This is a genomic window from Pseudofrankia asymbiotica, from assembly GCF_001983105.1.
Lineage (GTDB): Bacteria > Actinomycetota > Actinomycetes > Frankiales > Frankiaceae > Pseudofrankia > Pseudofrankia asymbiotica.
The window spans coordinates 168853-189363 of sequence record NZ_MOMC01000008.1; the positions used below are offsets into that span (position 1 = coordinate 168853).

Genomic DNA, 20511 nt, shown 5'->3' on the forward strand with positions numbered 1-20511 from the left:
GCCGTGCGTGACGACCGATGATCCTTCTCATGCCAGCGGTGCGACGCAGGTCGTACGTCCTGATCTGACCGACGCCGAACTCAACGAGCTGTTCGACTCGTCATGGCCGGACCGCGAGCCTTCGTCGTACGCGCCGGTGCTGGCCCGCAGCCTCACGTGGATCGCGGCACGGCGCGCAGGACGGCTAGTCGGATTCGTCAACGTCGTCGGTGACGGCGGCGTACATGCCTTCGTGCTCGACACCACCGTTCACCCCGACGAGCGCCGCCAAGGGCTCGGGATACGTCTGGTGCGCGCCGCCGCGGCCGAGGCGAGGGCACGCGGTGCCGAGTGGCTGCACGTGGACTACGAACCACACCTGGAACCCTTCTACAAGCAGTGCGGGTTCCGACGGACCACGGCGGGACTCCTACGGCTGGTTCCAGACCCATGATCGTGTGCTTCGCACAGAGGGATCTTCAAGAAACGTTCGTTTCCTGAAGATCGACCAGAGATCATCGACAAGGACGCTGGAGTCGTCAAAAACTCCTTCAAAAACCCGGAGGTTCAATAACCCCGGGCAGGCTGTTCGCTGAGATGATCGCGGCCGTGTCCGCGGCCCTAGAGCCCACCGAATCACCACGGTGGGCGACCTGCGGCGGCGTGGCGTCGGTTTCACGTCGCTGCACGAGAACCTCGACACCACCCCCCCCGGCGGCCGGCTCGCCTTCCACGTCTTCGCCGCCCTCGCCGAGTTCATCCGCGAGCTCATCGTCGCCGGCACCGCGAGGGGCCTGGCCGCCGCGCGCGCCCGCGGCCGCGACGGCGGCCGCCCCACCGTCGCCACACCGGAGATGGCCCGGGACTCGGGTCGGTGCCAGGAAGCCGTCCTCGTCGTCGTTCCCAGAGCAGCTCGTCGTTCACGTCGTCCTGGACGTCCGCCATGGCGTGTGCGAGTGCGCAGCGGTAGAAGGGGTCGCCGTTCTCGCGGCCGATCTCGCTCCAGACCTCCTCGAAGACGCGCCCCGCGCCCTCACGTTCCCCGCGCTGACCCAGCCGCATGCCACGGCCGATCCGGCTCATCGTCTCGTCCGGCTCGATCACAGTTCCTCCTGGCGGGAACGGAAACCGGCCGCATCGCCGGCCGGAACACCGAGTTTCTCAGTGACCGCCCCTCGGCCCGTAGATGACGCCCGGACCCACCAGGTCCGGACCTACCAGGTACTGACACCGGACATCGACGTCCGGAATCGTCCGAGGTTGTCCGACATCATTCGACGTCCTTGCCGGCGCGGCGTCGACCAATTGTGATAGATCGCGCGGGACGACGGAGGTGCCGACACCGCGATGACCGGTGCGCTCCCCGTCTCGGCATTGAGGTGACGGTTTCAGCCGCGGAAAAGGAGGAGCATGGCCTTGCGACGAATCATCGGTACCGCATCGGCCACATCGGTGTTCATGGGGCTGGTGATCGCTCTGGGGACGACACCCGCTCAGGCTTCGGTGAGCCCTTACTACATCCTGAGGGAGCTTCAGTCCGGGACGTATCATCATTCCATCAWCAACGCCTACAACGAGAATGAGATGAATTCCGGCGGAGGCAACCCCCAGGTTGGCTACGTCTACATGGACAGCAATCCGGCGACGATTCCACTGAAGCACGTGATCGGTGTCTGCGATCAGGACGCGGACGGTGTCGCCGTCTACATGAGGGTCTATCCCACCTCCGGTGGCTACATCGACTACGAAGACGACACCGGACACGACAACCCGTGTTTCACCAAGACGCTGGGATACTCGATCTCCCATTTCAGGATGCTCATGAACGGAGTACTCARCAAGCCCTTGGACGCTCCGCCGGAGTAAGCTGAGAAGTAGGCGCTGTCCTGGCGCGGATCCAGTCCCTCCGCAGAATGCCGGGAGGAACGCCACGACGCCCCGCCTGAGGTAGCTGAGTCTCCTCGGCGGGGCGTCGTGGCGGCGCCATGTACAGCCTGCCGTGGGTCGGGGTCCCGGTAGGAACGGAACGGAAAACCGGTGTCGCTGTCAAATTTTTTGACGGCCTGCGAGGCGTCCAGGTAGTGGCCAGCTCGCGGCTATGTCGTTGAGGAGTTCGCGGTCGCTGGTGCGGCGGATGATCCACACGTCCGCGTGGGCAAGTGTGAGCCGGCCCAGGGGCTCGCGACCGGCTGGTCGCAGCCGGACACGACGATCAGCGGGCCCGGCTCATGCTAGTTTTGTGACCGTAAGGTGCAGCGCTCGTTCCCGAGCCGAGACAGGCTCTGAGCGTGTCGGGATTTCCGGCCAGCACGACAGCTTCAGCACAGGCTGTCTGGTTCTCTCCGCAGAGAGCGTGCTTCGCCGTGTCCCAAAACCTTCCCCTGCGAGCGTGGATCGTCTTCCTGCTCGTGGTCGCCGCCGACGTGCTCGACCTCCTCAGCACCACCGTGACCAACGTGGCCGCACCCACCATCGTCCATGACCTCGGCGCATCGTCGTCGCTGGAGCCCTGGCTCGGTGCGAGCTACACCCTCCCCATGGGCTCCCTGATGATCATTGGTGGGCGTCTGGGTGACCGGTTCGGCTGCCGTCGGATCTTCCTCACCGGTCTGGCGGGGTTCACCCTGGGCTCCCTCGCGGCCGCCTTCGCCACCACCCCACTGACCCTCGTCGCCGCTCGTGTCGGGCAGGGAGCCTTCGGTGGTCTGCTCGTCCCGCAAGGCTTCGTCCTGCTGATGCGGGTGGTTCCCCGCGAGTCGATGCGGGTGGTGTTCGGTCTGTTCGGGCCTCTGCTCGCAGCGTCCTCGATCAGCGGCCCGGTCATCGCCGGACTGCTGATCGGCGCCGACCCGTTCGGACTGGCCTGGCGCTCGGTGTTCCTCGTCAACGTCCTGTTCGGCGTCCTCCTGTTCGGGGCAGGGCTGACGTTCATCCCAGCGTTCACCGGCGACACCGCTATCCGCATCCGGCCTGGAGCGGCCGTGGCGCTGATGGCGGGCCTCGGCCTGCTCCTGGCCGGGCTGATCGACGGGAGCGCCAGCGGCTGGCGCCCCCGCGCCCTGTCCGCAATCGCGGCCGGCGCCCTCGTCCTGGCATCTCTGGGATGGCAGCAGAGGGGCTCCACACAGCCCCTACTGGAACGGTCACTGTTCAAGAACCGCGGCTTCGTCACTGGCCTGGTCTTCGGGGCCCTGTTCTTCAGCACCGTCACGGGAACCATGTACGTCACGGCTCTCTACCTGCAGYAGCGCCTCGCCCTGAGCCCATTCCATGCCGCTCTGACCACCGCACCGATGTCCGTCGGCATCATCGCCGCCTCGTTCACGGTGCGCCGGCGCATCATCGACCACGGCCGCACCGTGGTCTCGATCGGCGTGACGATCTTTGCCCTGGGTGTCCTGAGCCTGACTGTCCTGATCGCCGCCCAGCCGCACCCCGTGCCCTGGATCACCGTTCCCCTGCTCGTGACCGGCCTGGGTATGGGCTGCTGCTTCGGGGCCGTCTTCGCTGTCGCCCTCGGCGACGTCGGCCCGGCCCAGGCTGGCAGTGCCAGCGGCGTGCTCAACGCCGTGCAGCAGCTAGCCAACGCTGTGGGTTCCGCCACCGTGTCGACCATCTACCTGGCCGCCGCCAGCACGCCGGGCGCCGTCTCGAGCGGCGTTCTGCCCTGCCTGATCCTCACCCTGATCATCACGGCGGTTTGCGCGGCGAGCATCCCCCTGCTTCCCCGCCGAGGAGCTGATGTCCACTGATGATGCGGTGCCCCGCAAGCTGATAGTGGCTTCCGGGGCACCGCCCTGCGTGTACAGCCGCCTCGTGCCCTGGATGGATCTGGCCTTCGCCGGGCTGCTGGTCGCCGTGCGGCGCTGACCGAGAGCGCGTGCCGGGGACGCGACCAGGTCCSGCGGCCTCAGCGGCGATGTGCGGCTGGGTCCTGGGCGGCGACGTGCCGGGCMACCGCGTCCACTCCGGGGCGGGCGTACCGCTCCAGCGACCGCGCCGAGGCGTGCCGGGACCGGGCCAGCAGCATCGGTGTGCTGGTGCCGTTCTCCGCGTCGTGGGTGAGGCTCGAGTGGCGCCAGCGGTGCAGCGTGAAGCCCTGCAGGCCGTCCCACCGTTCGGGACTGGCGAGCGGGTTCGCCAGCAGCCGGGTGCTCTCCTCGAAGATCTTCTCAGCCCGCCGGTAGGAGAGCCGGGCTCGTCCCGTGGCCGGGCAGACATCCATCGTCGGGGTGCCCTCGGGCGCGCGGCGCTCGGTGAGGAACAGCGGGCCCTCGACCCGGCCAGCGATCAGGCGGGGCAGCAGCTGGGCCGCGCCGGACTGCCAATGGATCCACTCGACGGCGCCGCCCTTGGCGGTGACCCGGCCGCGTTTGTCGGCGGTGTACAGGTCCTCGACGTTCAGGCACAGCACTTCCTCGGCCCGGGCCGCGCTCTCATAGAGCAGCCGCCAGAGCGTCTTGTCCCGCAGGCTCACGTCGTCCAGGCGCCAGACGGCGGCGACCTGGGCGAGCGAGAGCGCCTTGGTCTTGTCCGGCGGTGAGGGGCGCCGTTCGATGCCGAAGGTCGGGTCGGCGCCGATCCAGCCCTGCCGTACCCACCAGCCGATCGCCTTGCGGACCACCGACAGTTCGCGGTTGGCGGTGTCCGGGTCCATCTCGTCCGCGCGGGCCGCGGCGAGCTCGGCCAGCACCTCCGGCATGGAGATCGGCCGGCTGGACCGCAGCGCCTACCTGTCCACCTACTTCGCCGACGAACTCCTGCGCCGACGCGTGAACACCCAGCTCAACCGGCAGGAGTCCCGCCACAACCTCGCCCGCAAGATCTTCCACGGGCAGAAGGGAGAGCTACGGCAGTCCTACCGCGAAGGACAGGAAGGGGGGCCGCCGAGATACGGCAGAAAGGGGCAACGGGCAGATGTAGCCCGGTAGCGGGCGGCGGCGGGCCGCTCGGTAGCCTGCCGATCACTGTCGGGGTGCGGTGCGGGGTGGGCCGGTGGCATCGATCGAGCGGACGGCGTATCCGCGGTTCAAGCGGACGATCTCGTCGCGGGAGTTGCATGACGCGTTCACGGTGACGTCGGCCGAGGTCGGGTGGGCGGTGGAGCGGACGGCGACCGAGCAGCATCGCCTCGCGTTGCTGGTGTTGTTGAAGTGCTACCAGCGGCTGGGCTACTTCCCGCGCCTGGCCGCCGTTCCGGCGGATGTCGTCGGGTATGTGCGCGGCCAGTTGKAGCTGGACGAGTCGGTGGCCGCCGAGCATGATGCGGCGCGCACCGCGAAGTGGCATCGCGGCCTGGTCCGGGACCGGCTGGGAGTGGTCTACGAGCCGGCGAAGGTCCGTGAGATCGCCGAGGCGGCGTTGCGGGAGGCGGCCCAGGGGAAGGACAACCCGGCTGATCTGATCAACGCGGCGTTGGAACAGTTGGTGAAGGCGCGCTGCGAGCTGCCTGGCTACACGACGTTGGATCAGATGGCTGGGGCGGTCCGCGCCGAGGTGAACAGCGCGCTGTTCGCGATGGTGGTCRCCCGGCTGGATGAGACCGTCCGGCGGCGGTTGCTGGATCTGCTGGTGGTGGATCCGGTTTCGCGGCGCAGCGCCTTCGACCGGATCAAGCAGCCGCCGGGGCGGGCGACGATCAGCAAGCTGCGGAAGTGGTTGGAGCATCTGGGCTGGCTGGACATCCTCGGGCCGACGCAGGAGTGGCTCGCCGGGGTGACCCCGGCGAAGATCAGCCACTTCGCCGGTGAGGCGGATGTGCTGGACGCGGCGGAGATGGGTGATGTCGGCGAGGACAAGCGGCTGGCGTTGCTGATCTGTCTGCTGCACACGGCGCGGATCTCCGCTCGGGATGACGCGGTGGAGATGTTCTGCAAGCGGGTCTCTGCCCTGCACAAGAAGGCCCGGGAACATCTGGAGGCGCTGCGCGAGCGGAGCCGGGCGGACTCCGAGCGGCTGCTGGGGTGTTCGGGGACGTCCTGGCGGTGGTCCGTGACGCGCTGGGCGCCTCCGACGACGAGCAGGCCACAGGAGCGGCCGATCCGATCGGGGAGGTCTCCGAACGCGCCGGCCGGCTGGTGATCAAAACGCTGGCGGAGGCCGGTGGGGTGGCCGCGCTGTCCGGGGCGCACGAGGCGGTCTCGGCGCATCACGGCAACAACTACGCCCCGCTGGTCGAGCGGTTCTACCGCTCACACCGGCCGGCGCTGTTCACCCTGCTCGACGCCGTGGTACTCGAGCCGACGAGCACCGACCGGACCGTCGCCGACGCGGTCACCATCCTCAAAGCCCACCGACATGCCCGGGGCGAGTTCATCCCCGATCAGGTCGACGGGGTGGCGGTGGATCTGTCGTTCGCCGGGGAGATGTGGCAGAAGGTCCTGCGCGACCGGCGCCATCCTGGCCGGCTGGCCCGGCGGCACTTCGAGGTGTGCGTGTTCACCTACCTCGCCGCCGAGCTGCGCTCAGGCGACATCGCGGTGGCCGGGTCGAACTCGTACGCGAACCTGCACGTCCAGCTGCTGTCCTGGGCGGACTGCGAGCCGCTGGTCGCCGACTACTGCGCCCAGGCCGGGATCCCCGCCACCGCTGGCGACTTCGTCACCTGGATGCGCGGGGAACTCGCTCAGGTGGCCGCCGCGGTGGATGCGGGCTATCCGGCGAACGCCGACCTGGTCATCGACGCGGCCAGCGGTGTGCCGATGCTCAAGGCCCGGCGTGGCCGCGACCGCCGGCCGTCCGCCCGCGCGCTGGAGGAGGAGATCCACGCCCGGCTGCCGCAGCGGGCGCTGCTGGACATCCTGACCCGCACCGCGCACCTGCTCGGCTGGCACCGTCACTTCGGCCCGGCGTCCGGCTCGGACCCGAAGCTCGCCGACCCGCTGGCCCGCTACGCGCTGATGACGTTCACCTACGGGGCGAACCTGGGCCCGGCGCAGGTCGCCCGGCACATGYGCGGCCAGGTCTCCGCGCACGAGCTGTCGACCGCGGCGAACAAGCACGTCACCGCGGGCAAGCTCGACCTGTCCTCGGCGGACGTGACCAACGCCTACGTCCAGCTGGACCTGTCCCGTGCCTACGGCGACGGGCATACCGCCGGCACCGACGGCTCGCAGATCGACACGTGGGAGAACAACCTGCTCGCCGAGACCTCGGTCCGCTACGGCGGCTACGGCGGGATCGCGTTCCGGCACATCTCCGACACCTACATCGCGCTGTTCAGCCGGTTCATCCCGTGTGGGGTGTGGGAGGCCGTCTACATCATCGACGGGCTGCTCACGAATCCCTCCGAGGTCGCGCCCGATGTGGTGCACGCGGATACGCAAGGGCAGTCGTTGCCGGTGTTCGRCCTGGCCACTTTGCTGGGAATCGAGCTGTTGCCCCGGATCCGCAACTGGAAGGATCTGATCTTCTACCGGCCGGACCCGGCGGCGCGCTACTCCCACATCGACGCGCTGTTCGCCGAGCAGTCCATCGACTGGAAGTTGATCGAGGCCCACTGGCCGGACCTGATCCGCACCGCGATCTCCATCCGGGAAGGCGCGCTGTCCTCGGTCACCCTGCTGCGTCGCCTGGGCCACGACTCGCGCAAGAACCGGCTCTACCGGGCGTTCCGCGAACTCGGCCGCGCCGTGCGCACCCTGGTCCTGCTGCGCTACCTGTCCGAACCGGCGCTGCGGGAGTCCATCACCGCGATGACGAACAAGGTCGAGGCCTTCCACGGCTTCGCCGACTGGCTGATGTTCGGCGGCGACCTCATCGGCCACAACGACCCCGACCACCACGAAAAGATCATCAAGTTCAACGAACTCGTCGCCAACTGCGTGATCTACCAGAACGCCCTCGACATCACCGAGGCCGTCAACCAGCTCGTCGCTGACGGCCAGGAGGTCGACCCCGACGATCTGGCCACCATCAGCCCCTACATCCGCGAGAACGTCCGCCGCTTCGGTGAATGGGTCCTCGACACCACCCCACCCGAACAGACCGTCACCCGACTCGGTATCACCCTGGCCGGCTGAACCTGGTCGGGCTGCCGGTAGTAAGCAGCACAAAATCCGCGCCCCGCGATTCGGGGACTTACGCCCACGTGCCGGCTGTCCCGGCCTGCGCCGACCGCAGTAGCCGGTCCGCCTTCTCCACCGTCGGGTCCGCCCGGGCGGGCCGCCAACCGTCGCGGATCTGGCCGAGTGTGCGCCGAAGGCGAGCGGACCTCACGACCGCGAGGTCGTCGGCGAGGGCCAGCAGGGTGGCGGCCGCCGATTCCGGCCGCTGCTGTCGAAGCTGCACCATCGCGAGCCGGCTGCCCACGAGAGCGCGGGTGCGTCGTTCCGGCGGCCGGCGCGCGGCCACGGACGCGCAGAGGTGCTCCTCCGCGCCGGGGAGGTCACCGAGGCTCAGCAACGTCAGTCCGACCTGGTGCTCGAACCCCTCGCGCCGGTAGTTGCCCGTCCACTGGGAGGCCGGCGGGCTGTCGGCGCGCTCAAGATCGGAGTCGGTGGCGGCGAGCAGGCGCAGCGCGCGCCGGGGATCGTGGCCGGTCGCGGCCAGCGCTTCGGCCTGCATCCCCGTCATCCAGGCCCGGGTCCGGATCGGCGTGCGCTCGCGGGCGGCGGCCGCGGCGGCGTCGGCCAGCGCGAGCCCGTGGGTGGGGTGGCCCAGGTCCACGGCCTGTGAGGCCAGCGAGCGCAGTGCCGTGGCGCGCATCAGCGGGTTTCCTGCCTCGTCGGCGAGGCGGACGGACTGGATGTAGTAGCGCTGGGCGAGGCCGGGTTGGAGGTCGTCCGCGGCCATCCAGCCGGCCAGGTAGGCGACCTCGGCGGCGGCGGAGAACAGGTCCGGGCGTGCTGGGCCGGACGCGGCGCGTAGCAGCGGCACGATGTCGTCGACCAGGTAGGCGGCGACCGCGGATCGGGCGTGGCCGCCGCCGTAGAGGTCATCGACGTCGCCGAAGAACTGGGCCATGGCGCGGACGCGGGCCACGTCGCCAGCGCCGACGCGGCCTGGCGGGCCGGCGCGGGTAGCGAGCTGGGCCGGCCGGACTGCCGCCGCGGCCAGCGAGTAGAGGCCTGCGGTGACGGCGGTGCGCCTGTCGAGCATGTCGCTCCGTCCCAGGCGGGTGACCCACGCGACGGGGTCTCCACGCCATGGATCGTCGGGTCCGGTGTCTCGGGCTGCCCCGTCCAGAGACCAACCTAGATCGGCCGAGGTCAGGGGCGAGCGGTCGAGTAACCGGGCGAAGGCCTCGACGACCGCTGGCATGGTCTCCGGCAGCGGAACGGAGCCGTTGAGCCAGCGGCCGAGCGACGCGGCGGAGCACTGCGCTGGGGCGCCGTACTCGCTGCTCACGCGGTTGACGGCGGCCGCGATGGCGCCGTAGGTACGGCCTGTCTCGTCTATGAGCCTGGCCAGGTCGACGTTACGCACGGGTGTGGTGCGGGGTCGCGCCATCCGTTTCGCCCCCTCGGCTGCACCGAACGCATGCCGAAGATGATCTCCTTCCGCGAAATACGGCGCAATACGCGAGAAACCGCGGGAAACGATATGGGGTGTTCGTGTCCACGACGGCGCGTTTTCCTGATGAGGCCATCCGATGGGGCCGGCGACCGGCCGCCCCGATCTTCCCAAGGAGCGCGCGCATGAACACCAGCACCACGCCGATCGTGACGCAGGCGGCCGCTGCCCCGGCCGCCCCGACCGCCGCCGCCGTCCTCGAGTTCCAGCGGCGGGTCGCCGCGTTCGCCCGGACCGGTGTGACCTCCACCGCCCTGGTCGCCTACCACCGGTAGAACGCCCCCGCCCCCGCCCCGGCGGTACCGCGGCTGTCCACGCGGTCCCGCCGGGGCGCCGCCGTCTACCGGAGGACACCCGATGCCATCAGCCGCCGGCCCCCTCGCGCTCACCTTCCTGGGACACCAGAGCTGGCACATCCAGTCCGGCGGCACCGCCGTGCTGGTCGACCCGATCCTGACCCGCTCGTTCGGCACTGGCGTCGTCGAGTTCCCGATCTGGCCCCCGCGCACCATCGACCACCGAGCGATGCCAGCCCCGGACGCCGTCATCCTCACCCACGAGCACCTGGACCACCTGCACTTCGCGTCGCTGGCGCTCCTGGACCGCTCCACCCCGATCCACACCGGGCAGACACTGCCCGCCGCTGTGGCCGAGGCCCTCGGCAGGCTCGGCTTCACCGTCCACCGCCACGACCACCTGACCCCGATCCTCATCGGCGGCCTGGAGGTGTTCTTGTACCCGGCGGGGGCGCGGACCCTGTTCTGGGAGAGCCGCGTCGCGCAGCCGGTCATCCGCCGCGCCGGTTCCAGCGCCGACGTGTTCATCGGCGTGGACGCCGACATCTCCGACCTGTACGTCGAACAGGTCCGCGACGGTGCCATGCCCATGCCCCGGCTCGCGATCGTCTCCAACAACACCCAGTCCGTGCCCTACGGGGCGCTGGGCGCGGACGTCAACCTGCTTCCGGGACTCGACGGGCCACGCCGGCGCGCCACCGGCATCCAGGCCCTGCACACCCTGCTGATCGACTACCTCGAGCCCCTCGACGGCGTTGCGGACRTCGCGCTGTGCGGCAACGGATTCACCGCCCCCCGGTCCCCGCACGGCCCGTTCCTCTACGCCGACCATCGCGCGCTCGCCGAGCACGCCAACGCCCTCCAGCACCTCTTCGCGGTCCACGGGCCCCGCCCCGGCGACCAGCTCCTCGTCCCGGACCAGGGACCCGTCACCACCAGCAGGACCGAATGGGTCGGTATCGACGCCGCGACTGAACAGGCGGGCCTGGACATGCTGGCCGGCTTCCTCGCCGACCCGGGACCGGTGCAACCGGCGCCGATCGGACCGGAGCTCCCGGCGGGTGAATGGCCGGCCGCCGAACGGCTCGTTGACGGCGAGCTGCCGCGGCTGGCCCGGCACCTGGTCGCGACCCGGACCGGCGCGCTCGCCGTCGGCCTGCACGACTACCTGACCGGCCCGCTCGACGGCCGGCGGCTCGTACTGCGCCTGCTCGCCCCGCCGGGCCGGCCCGGACAGGTCGCGACGTTCGCGTGGGACCTCACCGGCCCGGCGTTCGTGCCGGTACCGGCGACAAGCCGGGACGAGGCCATGGCCATCTACCCGTTCGGCGTCGAGATCTACTACCAGGACTTCGTCGCGCTGCTCACCGGCCAGGTCCAGATCTGGGACATCGTCGGCGGCTCCTACCAGGGCTGGCACGTCGGGGAACGGCTCGACTCCCCGGTGTACGCGCTGTTCGCCGTGTACGGAGAGCACCAGCGGCCTGACCTCGCCGCGCGCTGCTACGCCGGCGCCCTGGCCCGGCTGGCTAGCGCGCCGACCCCCGCGGCCGCGTGAGCGCCGTCGCGGCGGGAGCCCTCGCCGGGGCCCTGCGCACCCGGCCGGCGGGGTGGCTCGCAAGGGAACTCACCGTCGACCCCATCGCCGCGGCTCTGGAGGCCGACGCGCTGCTCGAACGACACCACCCTGATCTGGCCGGGCCGGTGCGCTGCCTGACCACCCGCTACCGATCGGCGACGTTCACTGTCGGCGCCCCACCACACGCGGTCCTCAAACGGCACGCCGACAAGGTGGCCTACCTCGGCGAACGGCTCGCCTATGACCTGCTGGCCACCGACCGGGTGCTACCGCGGCTGCGAGGAAGCTGCGACCACGCCCTCACCCTGATCACGGCCTACCTTCCCCAGGCCGCGGACCTGACTCGCCAGGCCGTGTTCGACGAACTCATCGAAACCGTCGTGCGCGTCCACACCGCCCCTGCGCGATGGGACCGCCCCGTCGTGGACGCGATGGCCCCGTGGCGGATCGACGCCGCGCTCAAGGAAGACACACCCTGGGTGCGTGACTCAGCGGCGTGGCGGCGGATGCTCAGCCGGGTCGGAGCGGCACATGGCCCGGCGCACATCCCGCTGGGCAACCTCGATCTGGCCCCCGACCACGCCCGCCGCCAGGCCGACGGCCGGATCGCGCTGGTCGACGTCGAGACGCTGCGCCCGGACGTGACCGGGCTGCCAGACCTGGTGACACTGGCCTACCTCGCCGCCGAGGCCGGGCACTCCGGGGCAGGACCATGGGTGCGGACGCGATACCGCCACCACCAGGAACGCGCCGGTGGGCGGTGGGCGGAGCGCGAACTCGTCCTGGCCCTCGTCGACTTCGCCGAAGCAACCGGCCTGCAGTCCCTCCACGGTCTCGACCACTGAACCACCGGGTAGCCTCTTCATCACCGCCCGCAAGGAGAGGCCCTGCCCGTGTTCGGACCCGTCACCACCGTCATGACGTTCGCCGACGATCCCGAGAAATCCGCGCTCTGGTGGGCCGGCGTGCTCGGCGGCGAGGTCCACCTCGACGTGGACGGGACGTCGGTCTACGCCTGGCTGACCGTCGCGGGCGTCGAATTCGGCTTCCACCAGGCCGACGACGAGCGCAACCCGCGCGGCGGATCCCCCATTGTGTACTGGGCCGTCGACGACCTGGACGCCGCCCATGAGCGGCTGCTCACCGCCGGCTGCGTCCACCACCGGGGCCCGCTGACGGTGACTGAGGGCCGGCGAATCTGCCAGGTCATCGATCCCTTCGGGACGATCGTCGGCATCGAAGGGCCCTGAACGAGCAGGCGCGGATCAGCGGGCCGCCCTGCTCGCCTGGGACCGCGCCGGCCGGACCACACGCGGCGCCGCCTGCCGCGGCAGGCGGCCCCGGCAGACCTGCTGGGAAGCCGGCTGAAGACAAGACCGCTGACCGTCGGGTACGACGACACAGTCGGCGTCGGCCGCCGACCGCGACAGGCCGCACCTAACTGTGTGCCGGCTAGTTCCGCAGAGGTTGCCCTGTGGCGGGGTCGAGCAGCTCTAGGCGGCCCACGATCGTGCGGCGTACCCCAGCGTCAAGCATGGCCGTGACGCGGTGACGGCCGTTGTCGTACCACCGGTCGGCGGGATCGCCGCCGAGTTCGATGCGCACCGGTTCGATGACGAGCAGGCTTTCCAGCGCCTCGAGCTGCCATCCCGAGAGCCCCTCGGCCCTGGCCGCGGCCACGACATGATCGCCTACGTCGAGGCCGGTCGCTCCGGCGGCATGGGCCTGTGCGACGAGTCGGATCGCGGTGGCGTTGACGCGGTGCCAGTCGCCGCCGTGGTACCAGCAGCAGCCGCGGCCACCACGGCTAGGGACGAGCCGGCGATAGGTGCGGCGCCAGGGTGGTACACGCCGAGTCATGCAGGCAGGTCTGTTGAGCGTTTCAGGAGTAGGCAGCGTGGCCAGCGGCGTGACGACGTAGGACCACCGCTCGATCCACTGCGGGGCGGAGGTCACAAAGCCGTTCCAGCGGTGGCCTGGGTCAGGTGCCGATAGACGGTGGGGCGGGTGACTCCGAACTCGTCGGCGATCTGCTGGACGGTGTACTTGCGTCGGCCGTCGGGTCCGGTCTCGTCGTACATCTGCCGAGCCAGCTGGACCTGGCGGGGTCCGAGCTTGGGCTTCTGCCCGCCGGTGCGGCCGCGAGCGCGGGCGGCTTCCAGGCCGTCCATCGTGCGCTCGGACATCAGGGCGTGCTCGAACTCCGCGACCGCTCCCAGGATCTGGAAGAACATCCGCCCGACCGCGGTGGAGGTGTCGATGCCCTGGTCGAGCACCACCAGGTCGACACCCCGGGCCTGCAGGTCGCGAGAGAGCTCGAGCAGATGCTCGAGGGAGCGGCCAAGCCGGTCGAGCTTGGTGACGACGAGTTGGTCGCCGTCGCGGTTCGCGGACAGCAGCGCCTTGTCGAGTTCGGGCCGGCGGGCGAGCTTGCCGGAGGCCTTGTCGATGAAAACCGCGTCGCAGTTCGCCGCGCGCAGGGCGTCGTGTTGGGCTTCGGGATGCTGGTCGCGGGTGGAGACCCGTCCATAGCCGACGCGCATGATCGGATCGTATCTCGAACGGGGTTGTGCGTTACATAGCCGCGTACACGGCATGCGTTACACGCGCGACCTGCGGAGACAGGCTGTTGATCAATATGTCTCATGAACGAACGTTACCGGACACCGCCGCCACAACCCGCCGTCGGGACCCCTCGTTCCGCTTGCTCCCAGCCGGGCTGGCTACAGCTCGCGTTCCTCTACCGGCAACCAGCCGGGCATTGCCCCTTTCTGCCGTATCTCGGCAGCCCCCCAGGAAGACCAGCTTGGAGCACTGGGACTGATCCTCAACATCGTCGTCCTGTGGAACACGGTCTACTTCCAGCAGATCATCGACGAGATGCGCGCCGAGGGCATCCACGTCCGCGACGAGGACATCGCCCGCCTCTCACCGCTGAAGTTCGCCCACGTCAACTTCCACGGCCGCTATGGCTTCGCGCTGCCCGCCGAGGTCGCCGGCGGCCAGCTCCGATCCACCCGCAAACCCGCCGACGCCACCACCTCGGACTGAGAAGACCCAGCCGGCTCGCCCGACGCCCGGGCGAGCCGGTAACGGACCTTCTCGTGCRACAAGCCCACCAGGCCGCCGATCTGCCGCAGCCCCCACCCCTCCGCCTTCGCCGCAGCCATCCCGCTGTCCAACGCCAGGTCCGTCACCTCGTCCAACGCCTGCCGCAGCTGAACAACCATCCGCAACCGGATCGCGGGCGCCAGGTCATCCAGGCCGGCACAGAACCGCGCCACGTCCGCCTTCAGGAAACCGACCGTCGGGTCATCGCTCACCCACCCACCCTGACGGACCCGACCGCGGGCTGTCAAAAAGTTTGACAGCAACACCGGTTTTCCGTTCCGTTCCTACCGGGACCCCCAGTTTCAGCGAGACAGGACACGCGACCTGTGGACGGCGACGCCCCCTCGCGGACCGTAATTCTGACGCCCGAGAAGTCAAGCTTATCGCGCGTTAGAAGTTTCGTCGCGTGGCAGGAATCGTTTCGTTGCGTAGTTGCGTTTCGTCTCTGATACGGTTCACGACGAAACTTTATGGGGTGGGTGGAGGAGTGGGCGTGGCGCGGACGAAGGTGGACGCCGAGGCCGGCGACGAGCTGACGACGACCGGCGGGGTTTCCGTGCTCGCTGCGGGTGACCTGGACGCGCCGGCCGGCGATGCGGCACTGGCGGCCGTGGTGCCAGCCGCGGGGGTCGAGGCCGACGGCGCGCTGTGCGGGTATCCGGGCTGCGGGCGGCCGTGCGCGCCGGCCGAGGGGCCGGGGCGGCCGCCGGCGTACTGCGACGACCCGGCGCACACCCGGCTGTCGGCCTACCGGCGCCGCCGAGAGCTCGCCGCCTCGCGTGTGTCCGGCGGGCTGGACGACGCCGGCGCCGGCAGCGGCACGGGCCGGGGCCGGCCGGCGGTTCCCACGACGCGGGGGGCGCGGGGAGCGGGCCCGGCGGGAAGCGAGCTTACGCACCGGCCGGTGGCGTTGGCCCGGCTGCGGGCGGACGAGCTCGCCGCGCACGTCGGCGCGCTGGCCACGGACCTGGGCCGCACGCTGGAGGCGTTCACCGCCACCCTGGGCCGGCTCGGTGACGTCGCCGCCGCCGAGGCGCAGGTCGAGGCCGCCGAGGCGGACGCGGCCCGGCGGATCGCGGAGGCGACCGCCCGGGCCGTGCGCGCCGAGGCCGCGACCCGGGGCGAGGCGGCGGCCCACGAGGAGGCCGAGGTGGTCGCGGCGGAGGCGGCGGCAGCGCTCGACGAGCTGGAGCGCCGGCTCGGCGAGGCGGCGACGCAGGCGCGCGCCGCCCAGGAACAGGCCGACGCGGCCCGGCAGAGCGCCGCCGAGGAGATCAGCCGGGTCCGCGCGGAGGCCGCGGGCGCCGTGGACGCCGCCCGGGCCGACGCCGACACGGCCCGGGCCGACGCCCGCGCGGAGGCCGCCGCGGCGCGCCGGGACGCCGACGAGCGCGCGGAGACGGCCCGGGCGGACGCCGCGGCCCGGCTCGCGACCATCCGGGCGACCGCCGAGCGGGAGATGGCGACGCTGCGCGGGCAGCTCGCGGCGGCGCGAGCTGAGCTCGCCACCGCCCACCGGGACGCCGAGGCCACGGCGAGGACGATCACCGAGGTGCGTGCCGAGCTCGTCTCCCTGCGGGAGTCGGCCGCCGCCGACCGGGCCGCCGCCGCCGCGGACCTCGACCGGGCCCGCGCCGCGGCCGCCGCCGAGGCCGACCGGCTGCGCCGCGAGGCCGCCGACGAGCTGGCCCGGGTCCGGGCGGAGGCCGCGGCGGCGCGGGAGGCCGACCGGACCGCGGCCGACGAACGGGCGTCCGTGCTCGCCGAGGCCCGCGCCGACGCCCGCGTCCGCGCCCAGCGAGCCGAACGGCAGGCCGACGACCTCGCCGCCCGGCTCGCCCAGCTGTCCGCCGCGGCCCGCGACGCCTCGGCCGTGGACGCCGGTCCGCGTTCCGGACGCGGCCGCTAGCGACCCGCCGGCCCAGCCACGGTAGGTCCGGCGGTGGCTGGACCTACCGTGGCACCGCCGCCCCGGCGGGTCACGGGCACCGCTGCGGCCGGCGATGACCGTCAGGGACGACTGTCAGGACGGGCCGGGCGTCGTCGACAACGGAGCCGCGGCACAGGTGTAATCGATCATGACGGCGCTCCCCTTGACCACCCGGGTGCCGCCGGCGGGGCTCTGAGCAGTCACGCCGTTGTAGCCGTACTCGCAGTTCCACTGGCCGCCGTAGGTGACCGCGAAGCCCGCGTTCTGCAGCGTCGTGTTCGCCGTGTCCGCCGCGGTGCCGACGACGTTGGGGACGGCAACGCAGTTCCCGGCCACCGTCAGGCTGATGGTCACCTGCCGGTCGGCCTGGCTGCCTGCGGACGGCCGTTGGGCGGTCACGACGCCGGCCGGGATGTCCGAGCCGGCGCAGATCACGCTCTGGCTCAGGCCGCCGGAGAACCCGGCGGCCCGCAGCGCCGCCCGCGCCGCGTCGCCGGCCTGGCCGATCACGTCGGGGACCGTCACCGTGGCCAGCGTCGGCTTCGGCGTGGCCCGGGGAGGGCTGGCCGCGCTGGAAGGGCCCGCGGAGCCGGCACTGGCCGGGCCTGTGGCCGTCTGACCGCTCACGGGCCCGCTGGTCGCCGTCGCCCCGGGCGACGGCGCGCCCGGGACCTGCGTGCCGCCCGCGCCCGTCGTCACCACGAGGGGCCGGGACACGGCCGTGATCGGGACCGGCCCGGCCGGGTGTCCACCGTCGGAGAGCAGGACGGTGCCGGTGACGACCGCGGCGACGGTGAACGCGGTGGCGGTCACCGGCACGACGGTCGCGAGCCGCCGGTGGCGGCGCGCCGCGGGGACGGCGGCCAGCGCGGCCGGTACCAGGCTGTGGGGCGCGGTGGCCCGGACCTCGTCCGCGGCGGCACGCAGCCAGTCGACGGTCGCCAGGTCGGCGGCCTCGACGTGGGCGTCCGCGCGGGCTTGGGTGAGCTTCACGGCGTCTCCAATCCGCTGGGGGCGGTCGACAGCGATGCCCGGCCGGGGGCGCCGGGCGCGGCAACGGGCGCCGGCGGGCCGAGGGCGGCCACCGCCGGGTGGGCGCGTAGCCTCGCCAGGCCCTTCGACGCCTGGCTCTTGATCGTGCCTTTCGAGCAGTGCAGCAGCTCCGCCGCGGCCTCCTCCGACATGTCCTCGCAGTAGCGCAGGATGATCACGGCCCGTTGTCGGGGTGGCAGCGCGGCCAGTGCCGCGGCCAGCCCGGCGCGGTCCTCGACGGCGGCGAGCTGCGCCGAGGCCTGCGCGGTCTCCGGTGGGTTCTCGACGAGGACGTGGTGGACCCRGCGGCGGCGGAACCGGCTCGTGTTGGCGTTGACCATCACCCGCCGGGCGTAGGCGTCGGGCCGGTTATGGCCGGACACTCGGTGCCAGACGACGTAGACGTGGGTGAGCGTCGTCTGGGTCAGGTCCTCGGCCTCCTGCAGATCCCCGGTGAGCAGGTAGGCGAACCGCAGCAGCCCCGCCGTACGGGGTTCGAAGTAGGCGGCGAACCCGTCATCGCCGTCAGCTGATCGCATGTGACCTCCCATCCCTACAGAGGCGCCGCGATGCCACGAGGTTGCCTGCCGGCTGCGCCTGTTCCGCCGTCGGCGCTCGATGGGCCCTGATCGTCACGCCAGCGGCGTTTCCGACGGCCAGGGGCACAATCCGCCGGACCGCCGGCGATGAGTCACGCCCCGGACTGGAGTCCTACCTGGGATACCGACGAAGAGGCGACGGAGCACAGGTGAACGGAACACAGGCGAGAGGAGCGGACGCGATGGCGCAGCAGGATGGGTGGGCGGCGGGGCGGCGGACGTTCGTGCTGATCCCGGGCGCGGGCGGCGTGGCCGCGTACTGGCATCGGGTGGTTCCGCTGTTGCGCGAGGCCGGGCACGAGGCGATCGCCGTGGACCTGACTGGTACCGATCAGCAGGCTGGGCTGCCGGGGTACGCCGCCGCGGTCGCCACCGCGGTCGCCGGCCGCGACGACGTGGTGGTGGTCGCGCAGTCGCTTGGGGGGTTCACCGCCCCGCTGGTCGCCGAGACGGTCCCGGTGAACGCGATCGTGTTCGTGAACGCGATGATCCCGGCTCCAGGCGAGACTCCGGGCGACTGGTGGGACAACACCGGGCAGGCCGAGGCTCTGGCCGCCGCGGCCGAACAGGGTGGTTACAGCACCGAGTTCGACATCGAGACGTACTTCCTGCATGACGTCTGCGCCGAGGACGCGGCAGCGATCCGGGAGGATCAGCGCGATGAGGGCGACGCCGTCTTCGAATCCGTCTGCGCGTTCGACGCGTGGCCGCCCATACTGGTCAGGGCGGTCGCCGGCGCCGACGACCGTTTCTTCCCGGTGGACTTCCAGCGACGGGTGGCGCACGACCGCCTGGGCGTGGAGGCCGACGTGCTGCCCGGTGGTCACCTGATGGCGCTGTCCCAGCCGGACGCCCTGGCGCGCTACCTGATCGGTCTGTGAATCGGCGGACGAGACGTCACGGCGTGGGCGTAGCGTGCCGGTGCCGGGTGGGACCGGCCGCGACGCGTGCCCCGCGCTCGCGCGAGGCACGGAGGCGACACGGCGATGTCCGAGCAGACCGCGGCCGGGCCGGCGGCGRCCGACCTGGCGGTGTCCGAGCAGAAGCGGCGGATGCTCGCGGGGGAGCTGTACCACGCGGGCGACGAGGAGCTGGCCGCCGACCGGCTGCGGGCCGCGCGGCTGCGCGAGCGGTACAACGCGACCAGTGCCGGCGAGCCGCAGCTGCGCGCCGAGCTCCTCCGCGCGCTGCTCGGGGCGGTCGGGGAACGGGTCGAGATCCTCCCGCCGCTGCACGTCGACTACGGCTACCAGACGACCATCGGCCCGGGCACGTTCGTCAACACCGGCGCCGTGCTGCTCGACGTCGCCCGGATCAGCCTCGGCGCCGACGTCCAGATCGGCCCGGGCGTGCAGCTGCTCACGCCCACCCACCCGCTCGACCCGGCCCTGCGTCGTACCGGCCGTGAGGCCGGCGAGCCGATCACGATCGGCGACAACGTGTGGCTCGGCGGCGGCGTCATCGTCTGCCCCGGTGTCAGCATCGGGGCGAACTCGGTGGTCGGCGCCGGGGCCGTCGTCACCCGTGACCTGCCGGCGAACGTGCTGGCCGTCGGCAACCCCGCCCGGGTGATCCGCGACCTGTGACACCGGCGCGTCCACACCCGAGAGGGCTTCCCTACGGTTTGGACGCGCGCAGGGAGTACAGGAGCGGGACGCGGGGGGTGCCGGCGGGGAACCGGTAGAGGTTGTCGTCGCCGCGGACCAGGGTGTCGAAACGCTGGGTCGGCACGCAGTCGTGCTCGTGGAGGAACTCCAGGCACAGCCCGGCGCCGGCGACCGCCGAGACGACGGACCCGAGGGTGTGGTGGTACTCGACGGTCACGTTCGCGTCGGTCTCCGCGTCGGGGTCGGCGTAGCTGCCCTCCTCCTCCCAGATGATCGGGCCGATGTCGAAGTAGTCGAGGTCGAACGTCGAGCCCGACTCGTCGTCGAGGACGTCCTGCACCGGATGGATCTCGGCCAGGTAGAGGAAGCCGCCGGGGGCGAGCAGCCGGGCGACGACGCCCGCCCAGCGCTCGACGTCCGGCAGCCAGTTGAGCGCGCCGATACCGGTGTAGACGATGTCGAACGTCTCACCCGCGAGGACGTCCGCGGCGTCGTAGACGTCGGCGGTGACGAACCGGGCCGGCAGCGCCAGCTCGGCGGCCAGCGCCTCCGCCGCGTCGACAGCGGGGCCGGAGAAGTCCAGCCCGGTGACGGTCGCGCCGCGGTGTGCCCAGGACAGGGTGTCCAGGCCGATGTGGCACTGCAGGTGCAGCAGCCGGGCGCCGTTGACGTCCCCGACCTCGGCGGTCTCGAAGGCGCGCAGCACGTCGGGCTCGGCGAGGAACTCGTCGAGGTCGTAGTAGTCGCTCGCGAGGTGGATCGGCACCCGCTCGTCCCACCACGCCCGGTTCGCCACCGCCCCGTCGCCCGGCCCGGCCCGCTCACCCAGCTGCGTCACGCGGGTGACTGTAGCCCCTCGACCGCG

Annotated in this window: 23 protein-coding genes and 1 pseudogene; 16 read left to right on the top strand and 8 right to left on the bottom strand. The window is 71.5% G+C overall.

Annotated features, from left to right (window positions below; translation table 11 throughout):
- The first annotated feature begins 7 nt into the window (after nucleotides 1-7).
- Nucleotides 8-433 (top strand): GNAT family N-acetyltransferase, encoded by a 426-nt coding sequence (locus tag BL253_RS03720; protein WP_081437962.1) that lies wholly within the window; start codon nucleotides 8-10, stop codon nucleotides 431-433.
- Nucleotides 434-623: 190 nt separating this feature from the next.
- Nucleotides 624-740 (top strand): annotated as a pseudogene (locus tag BL253_RS45765) (recombinase family protein); the annotation flags it as partial.
- A 7-nt stretch (nucleotides 741-747) separates the two neighbouring features.
- Here the strand turns inward: BL253_RS45765 and BL253_RS42780 are convergent.
- The gene (locus tag BL253_RS42780; RefSeq protein ID WP_198946142.1) at nucleotides 748-1083 is read right to left on the bottom strand and encodes a hypothetical protein; all 336 of its coding nucleotides are present in this window, start codon (nucleotides 1081-1083) and stop codon (nucleotides 748-750) included.
- A 306-nt stretch (nucleotides 1084-1389) separates the two neighbouring features.
- Here BL253_RS42780 and BL253_RS03730 point away from each other — a divergent pair, with 306 nt between their 5' ends.
- The 3 genes from BL253_RS03730 (at nucleotide 1390) to BL253_RS44660 (ending at nucleotide 3849) form a co-directional block, all read left to right on the top strand.
- A complete protein-coding gene (locus tag BL253_RS03730; RefSeq protein ID WP_131831440.1) occupies nucleotides 1390-1845 on the top strand; it encodes a hypothetical protein in 456 nt (151 codons plus the stop codon).
- Between the two features lie 497 nt (nucleotides 1846-2342).
- Nucleotides 2343-3731: an MFS transporter gene (locus BL253_RS03735; RefSeq protein WP_076813551.1), complete on the top strand. Its 1389-nt coding sequence runs from the start codon at nucleotides 2343-2345 to the stop codon at nucleotides 3729-3731.
- Nucleotides 3721-3849: a hypothetical protein gene (locus BL253_RS44660; RefSeq protein WP_274535173.1), complete on the top strand. Its 129-nt coding sequence runs from the start codon at nucleotides 3721-3723 to the stop codon at nucleotides 3847-3849. Before BL253_RS03735 ends, BL253_RS44660 begins: the two co-directional genes overlap by 11 nt.
- A gap of 40 nt (nucleotides 3850-3889) precedes the next feature.
- Here the strand turns inward: BL253_RS44660 and BL253_RS03740 are convergent, their stop codons facing one another.
- Nucleotides 3890-4681: a site-specific integrase gene (locus BL253_RS03740; RefSeq protein WP_081437964.1), complete on the bottom strand. Its 792-nt coding sequence runs from the start codon at nucleotides 4679-4681 to the stop codon at nucleotides 3890-3892.
- Between BL253_RS03740 and BL253_RS03745 the strand changes: the two genes are divergently transcribed.
- From BL253_RS03745 to BL253_RS03750, 3 genes are all read left to right on the top strand, one after another.
- Nucleotides 4680-4910 carry a Tn3 family transposase gene (locus tag BL253_RS03745; protein WP_076813553.1) on the top strand — a complete coding sequence of 77 codons (231 nt, stop codon included), beginning with the start codon at nucleotides 4680-4682 and terminating at the stop codon, nucleotides 4908-4910. The two genes, BL253_RS03740 and BL253_RS03745, sit on opposite strands and share 2 nt — an antisense overlap.
- 64 nt (nucleotides 4911-4974) lie before the next feature.
- The gene (locus BL253_RS42785; RefSeq protein WP_198946143.1) at nucleotides 4975-6060 is read left to right on the top strand and encodes a DUF4158 domain-containing protein; all 1086 of its coding nucleotides are present in this window, start codon (nucleotides 4975-4977) and stop codon (nucleotides 6058-6060) included.
- Nucleotides 5943-8000, top strand: coding sequence for a Tn3 family transposase (locus BL253_RS03750; RefSeq protein WP_198946144.1), 2058 nt, complete (start codon nucleotides 5943-5945; stop codon nucleotides 7998-8000). Before BL253_RS42785 ends, BL253_RS03750 begins: the two co-directional genes overlap by 118 nt.
- A gap of 58 nt (nucleotides 8001-8058) precedes the next feature.
- Here BL253_RS03750 and BL253_RS03755 read toward each other — a convergent pair whose 3' ends face one another.
- Nucleotides 8059-9429: an NsdA family TPR-like regulatory protein gene (locus BL253_RS03755; protein ID WP_241834496.1), complete on the bottom strand. Its 1371-nt coding sequence runs from the start codon at nucleotides 9427-9429 to the stop codon at nucleotides 8059-8061.
- Nucleotides 9430-9617: 188 nt separating this feature from the next.
- Here BL253_RS03755 and BL253_RS42165 point away from each other — a divergent pair, with 188 nt between their 5' ends.
- From BL253_RS42165 to BL253_RS03770, 4 genes are all read left to right on the top strand, one after another.
- Nucleotides 9618-9767 (top strand): hypothetical protein, encoded by a 150-nt coding sequence (locus tag BL253_RS42165; RefSeq protein WP_158230323.1) that lies wholly within the window; start codon nucleotides 9618-9620, stop codon nucleotides 9765-9767.
- Nucleotides 9768-9849: 82 nt separating this feature from the next.
- On the top strand, nucleotides 9850-11346 hold the full coding sequence (locus BL253_RS03760) for an MBL fold metallo-hydrolase (RefSeq protein ID WP_076813555.1): 1497 nt from the start codon (nucleotides 9850-9852) through the stop codon (nucleotides 11344-11346).
- Nucleotides 11343-12212 carry a hypothetical protein gene (locus BL253_RS03765; protein ID WP_076813557.1) on the top strand — a complete coding sequence of 290 codons (870 nt, stop codon included), beginning with the start codon at nucleotides 11343-11345 and terminating at the stop codon, nucleotides 12210-12212. The genes BL253_RS03760 and BL253_RS03765 overlap by 4 nt, the downstream gene beginning before the upstream one ends.
- 48 nt (nucleotides 12213-12260) lie before the next feature.
- Nucleotides 12261-12617: a VOC family protein gene (locus BL253_RS03770; RefSeq protein ID WP_076813558.1), complete on the top strand. Its 357-nt coding sequence runs from the start codon at nucleotides 12261-12263 to the stop codon at nucleotides 12615-12617.
- Between the two features lie 202 nt (nucleotides 12618-12819).
- On the opposite strand, the gene BL253_RS03775 is transcribed toward BL253_RS03770, so the two are convergent.
- Together BL253_RS03775 and BL253_RS03780 are read right to left on the bottom strand one after the other, a co-directional pair.
- Complete coding sequence (locus BL253_RS03775; RefSeq protein ID WP_076813559.1) at nucleotides 12820-13323, bottom strand: beta/alpha barrel domain-containing protein; 504 nt, start codon at nucleotides 13321-13323, stop codon at nucleotides 12820-12822.
- Nucleotides 13320-13910, bottom strand: coding sequence for a recombinase family protein (locus tag BL253_RS03780; RefSeq protein ID WP_076813561.1), 591 nt, complete (start codon nucleotides 13908-13910; stop codon nucleotides 13320-13322). Before BL253_RS03780 ends, BL253_RS03775 begins: the two co-directional genes overlap by 4 nt.
- A gap of 235 nt (nucleotides 13911-14145) precedes the next feature.
- On the opposite strand from BL253_RS03780, the gene BL253_RS39125 reads away from it, so the two are divergent.
- Nucleotides 14146-14418, top strand: coding sequence for a Tn3 family transposase (locus BL253_RS39125; protein WP_274535178.1), 273 nt, complete (start codon nucleotides 14146-14148; stop codon nucleotides 14416-14418).
- A 553-nt stretch (nucleotides 14419-14971) separates the two neighbouring features.
- Nucleotides 14972-16387, top strand: a complete 1416-nt coding sequence (locus tag BL253_RS03795; protein WP_076813563.1) for a hypothetical protein — start codon at nucleotides 14972-14974, stop codon at nucleotides 16385-16387.
- 114 nt (nucleotides 16388-16501) lie between these two features.
- Here the strand turns inward: BL253_RS03795 and BL253_RS03800 are convergent, their stop codons facing one another.
- Both BL253_RS03800 and BL253_RS03805 read right to left on the bottom strand, forming a co-directional pair.
- Nucleotides 16502-17401, bottom strand: coding sequence for a PASTA domain-containing protein (locus tag BL253_RS03800; protein ID WP_076813565.1), 900 nt, complete (start codon nucleotides 17399-17401; stop codon nucleotides 16502-16504).
- Nucleotides 17398-17979: a SigE family RNA polymerase sigma factor gene (locus tag BL253_RS03805; protein ID WP_076813566.1), complete on the bottom strand. Its 582-nt coding sequence runs from the start codon at nucleotides 17977-17979 to the stop codon at nucleotides 17398-17400. Before BL253_RS03805 ends, BL253_RS03800 begins: the two co-directional genes overlap by 4 nt.
- 242 nt (nucleotides 17980-18221) lie before the next feature.
- Between BL253_RS03805 and BL253_RS03810 the strand changes: the two genes are divergently transcribed.
- Both BL253_RS03810 and BL253_RS03815 read left to right on the top strand, forming a co-directional pair.
- Nucleotides 18222-18920, top strand: a complete 699-nt coding sequence (locus BL253_RS03810) for an alpha/beta fold hydrolase (RefSeq protein WP_076813568.1) — start codon at nucleotides 18222-18224, stop codon at nucleotides 18918-18920.
- Between the two features lie 105 nt (nucleotides 18921-19025).
- Complete coding sequence (locus BL253_RS03815; RefSeq protein ID WP_076813569.1) at nucleotides 19026-19625, top strand: sugar O-acetyltransferase; 600 nt, start codon at nucleotides 19026-19028, stop codon at nucleotides 19623-19625.
- A 31-nt stretch (nucleotides 19626-19656) separates the two neighbouring features.
- On the opposite strand, the gene BL253_RS03820 is transcribed toward BL253_RS03815, so the two are convergent.
- On the bottom strand, nucleotides 19657-20484 hold the full coding sequence (locus BL253_RS03820) for a class I SAM-dependent methyltransferase (protein WP_081437966.1): 828 nt from the start codon (nucleotides 20482-20484) through the stop codon (nucleotides 19657-19659).
- Nucleotides 20485-20511: the final 27 nt, after the last annotated feature.

Excerpts from the sequence above, each read along its gene's own strand:
- BL253_RS03745 (WP_076813553.1), top strand. The coding sequence starts at position 4,680 with ATGGAGATCGGCCGGCTGGACCGCAGCGCCTACCTGTCCACCTACTTC.
- BL253_RS42165 (WP_158230323.1), top strand. The coding sequence starts at position 9,618 with ATGAACACCAGCACCACGCCGATCGTGACGCAGGCGGCCGCTGCCCCG.
- BL253_RS44660 (WP_274535173.1), top strand. The coding sequence starts at position 3,721 with ATGTCCACTGATGATGCGGTGCCCCGCAAGCTGATAGTGGCTTCCGGG.
- BL253_RS03755 (WP_241834496.1), bottom strand. The coding sequence starts at position 9,429 with ATGGCGCGACCCCGCACCACACCCGTGCGTAACGTCGACCTGGCCAGG.
- BL253_RS03810 (WP_076813568.1), top strand. The coding sequence starts at position 18,222 with ATGGCGCAGCAGGATGGGTGGGCGGCGGGGCGGCGGACGTTCGTGCTG.
- BL253_RS03780 (WP_076813561.1), bottom strand. The coding sequence starts at position 13,910 with ATGCGCGTCGGCTATGGACGGGTCTCCACCCGCGACCAGCATCCCGAA.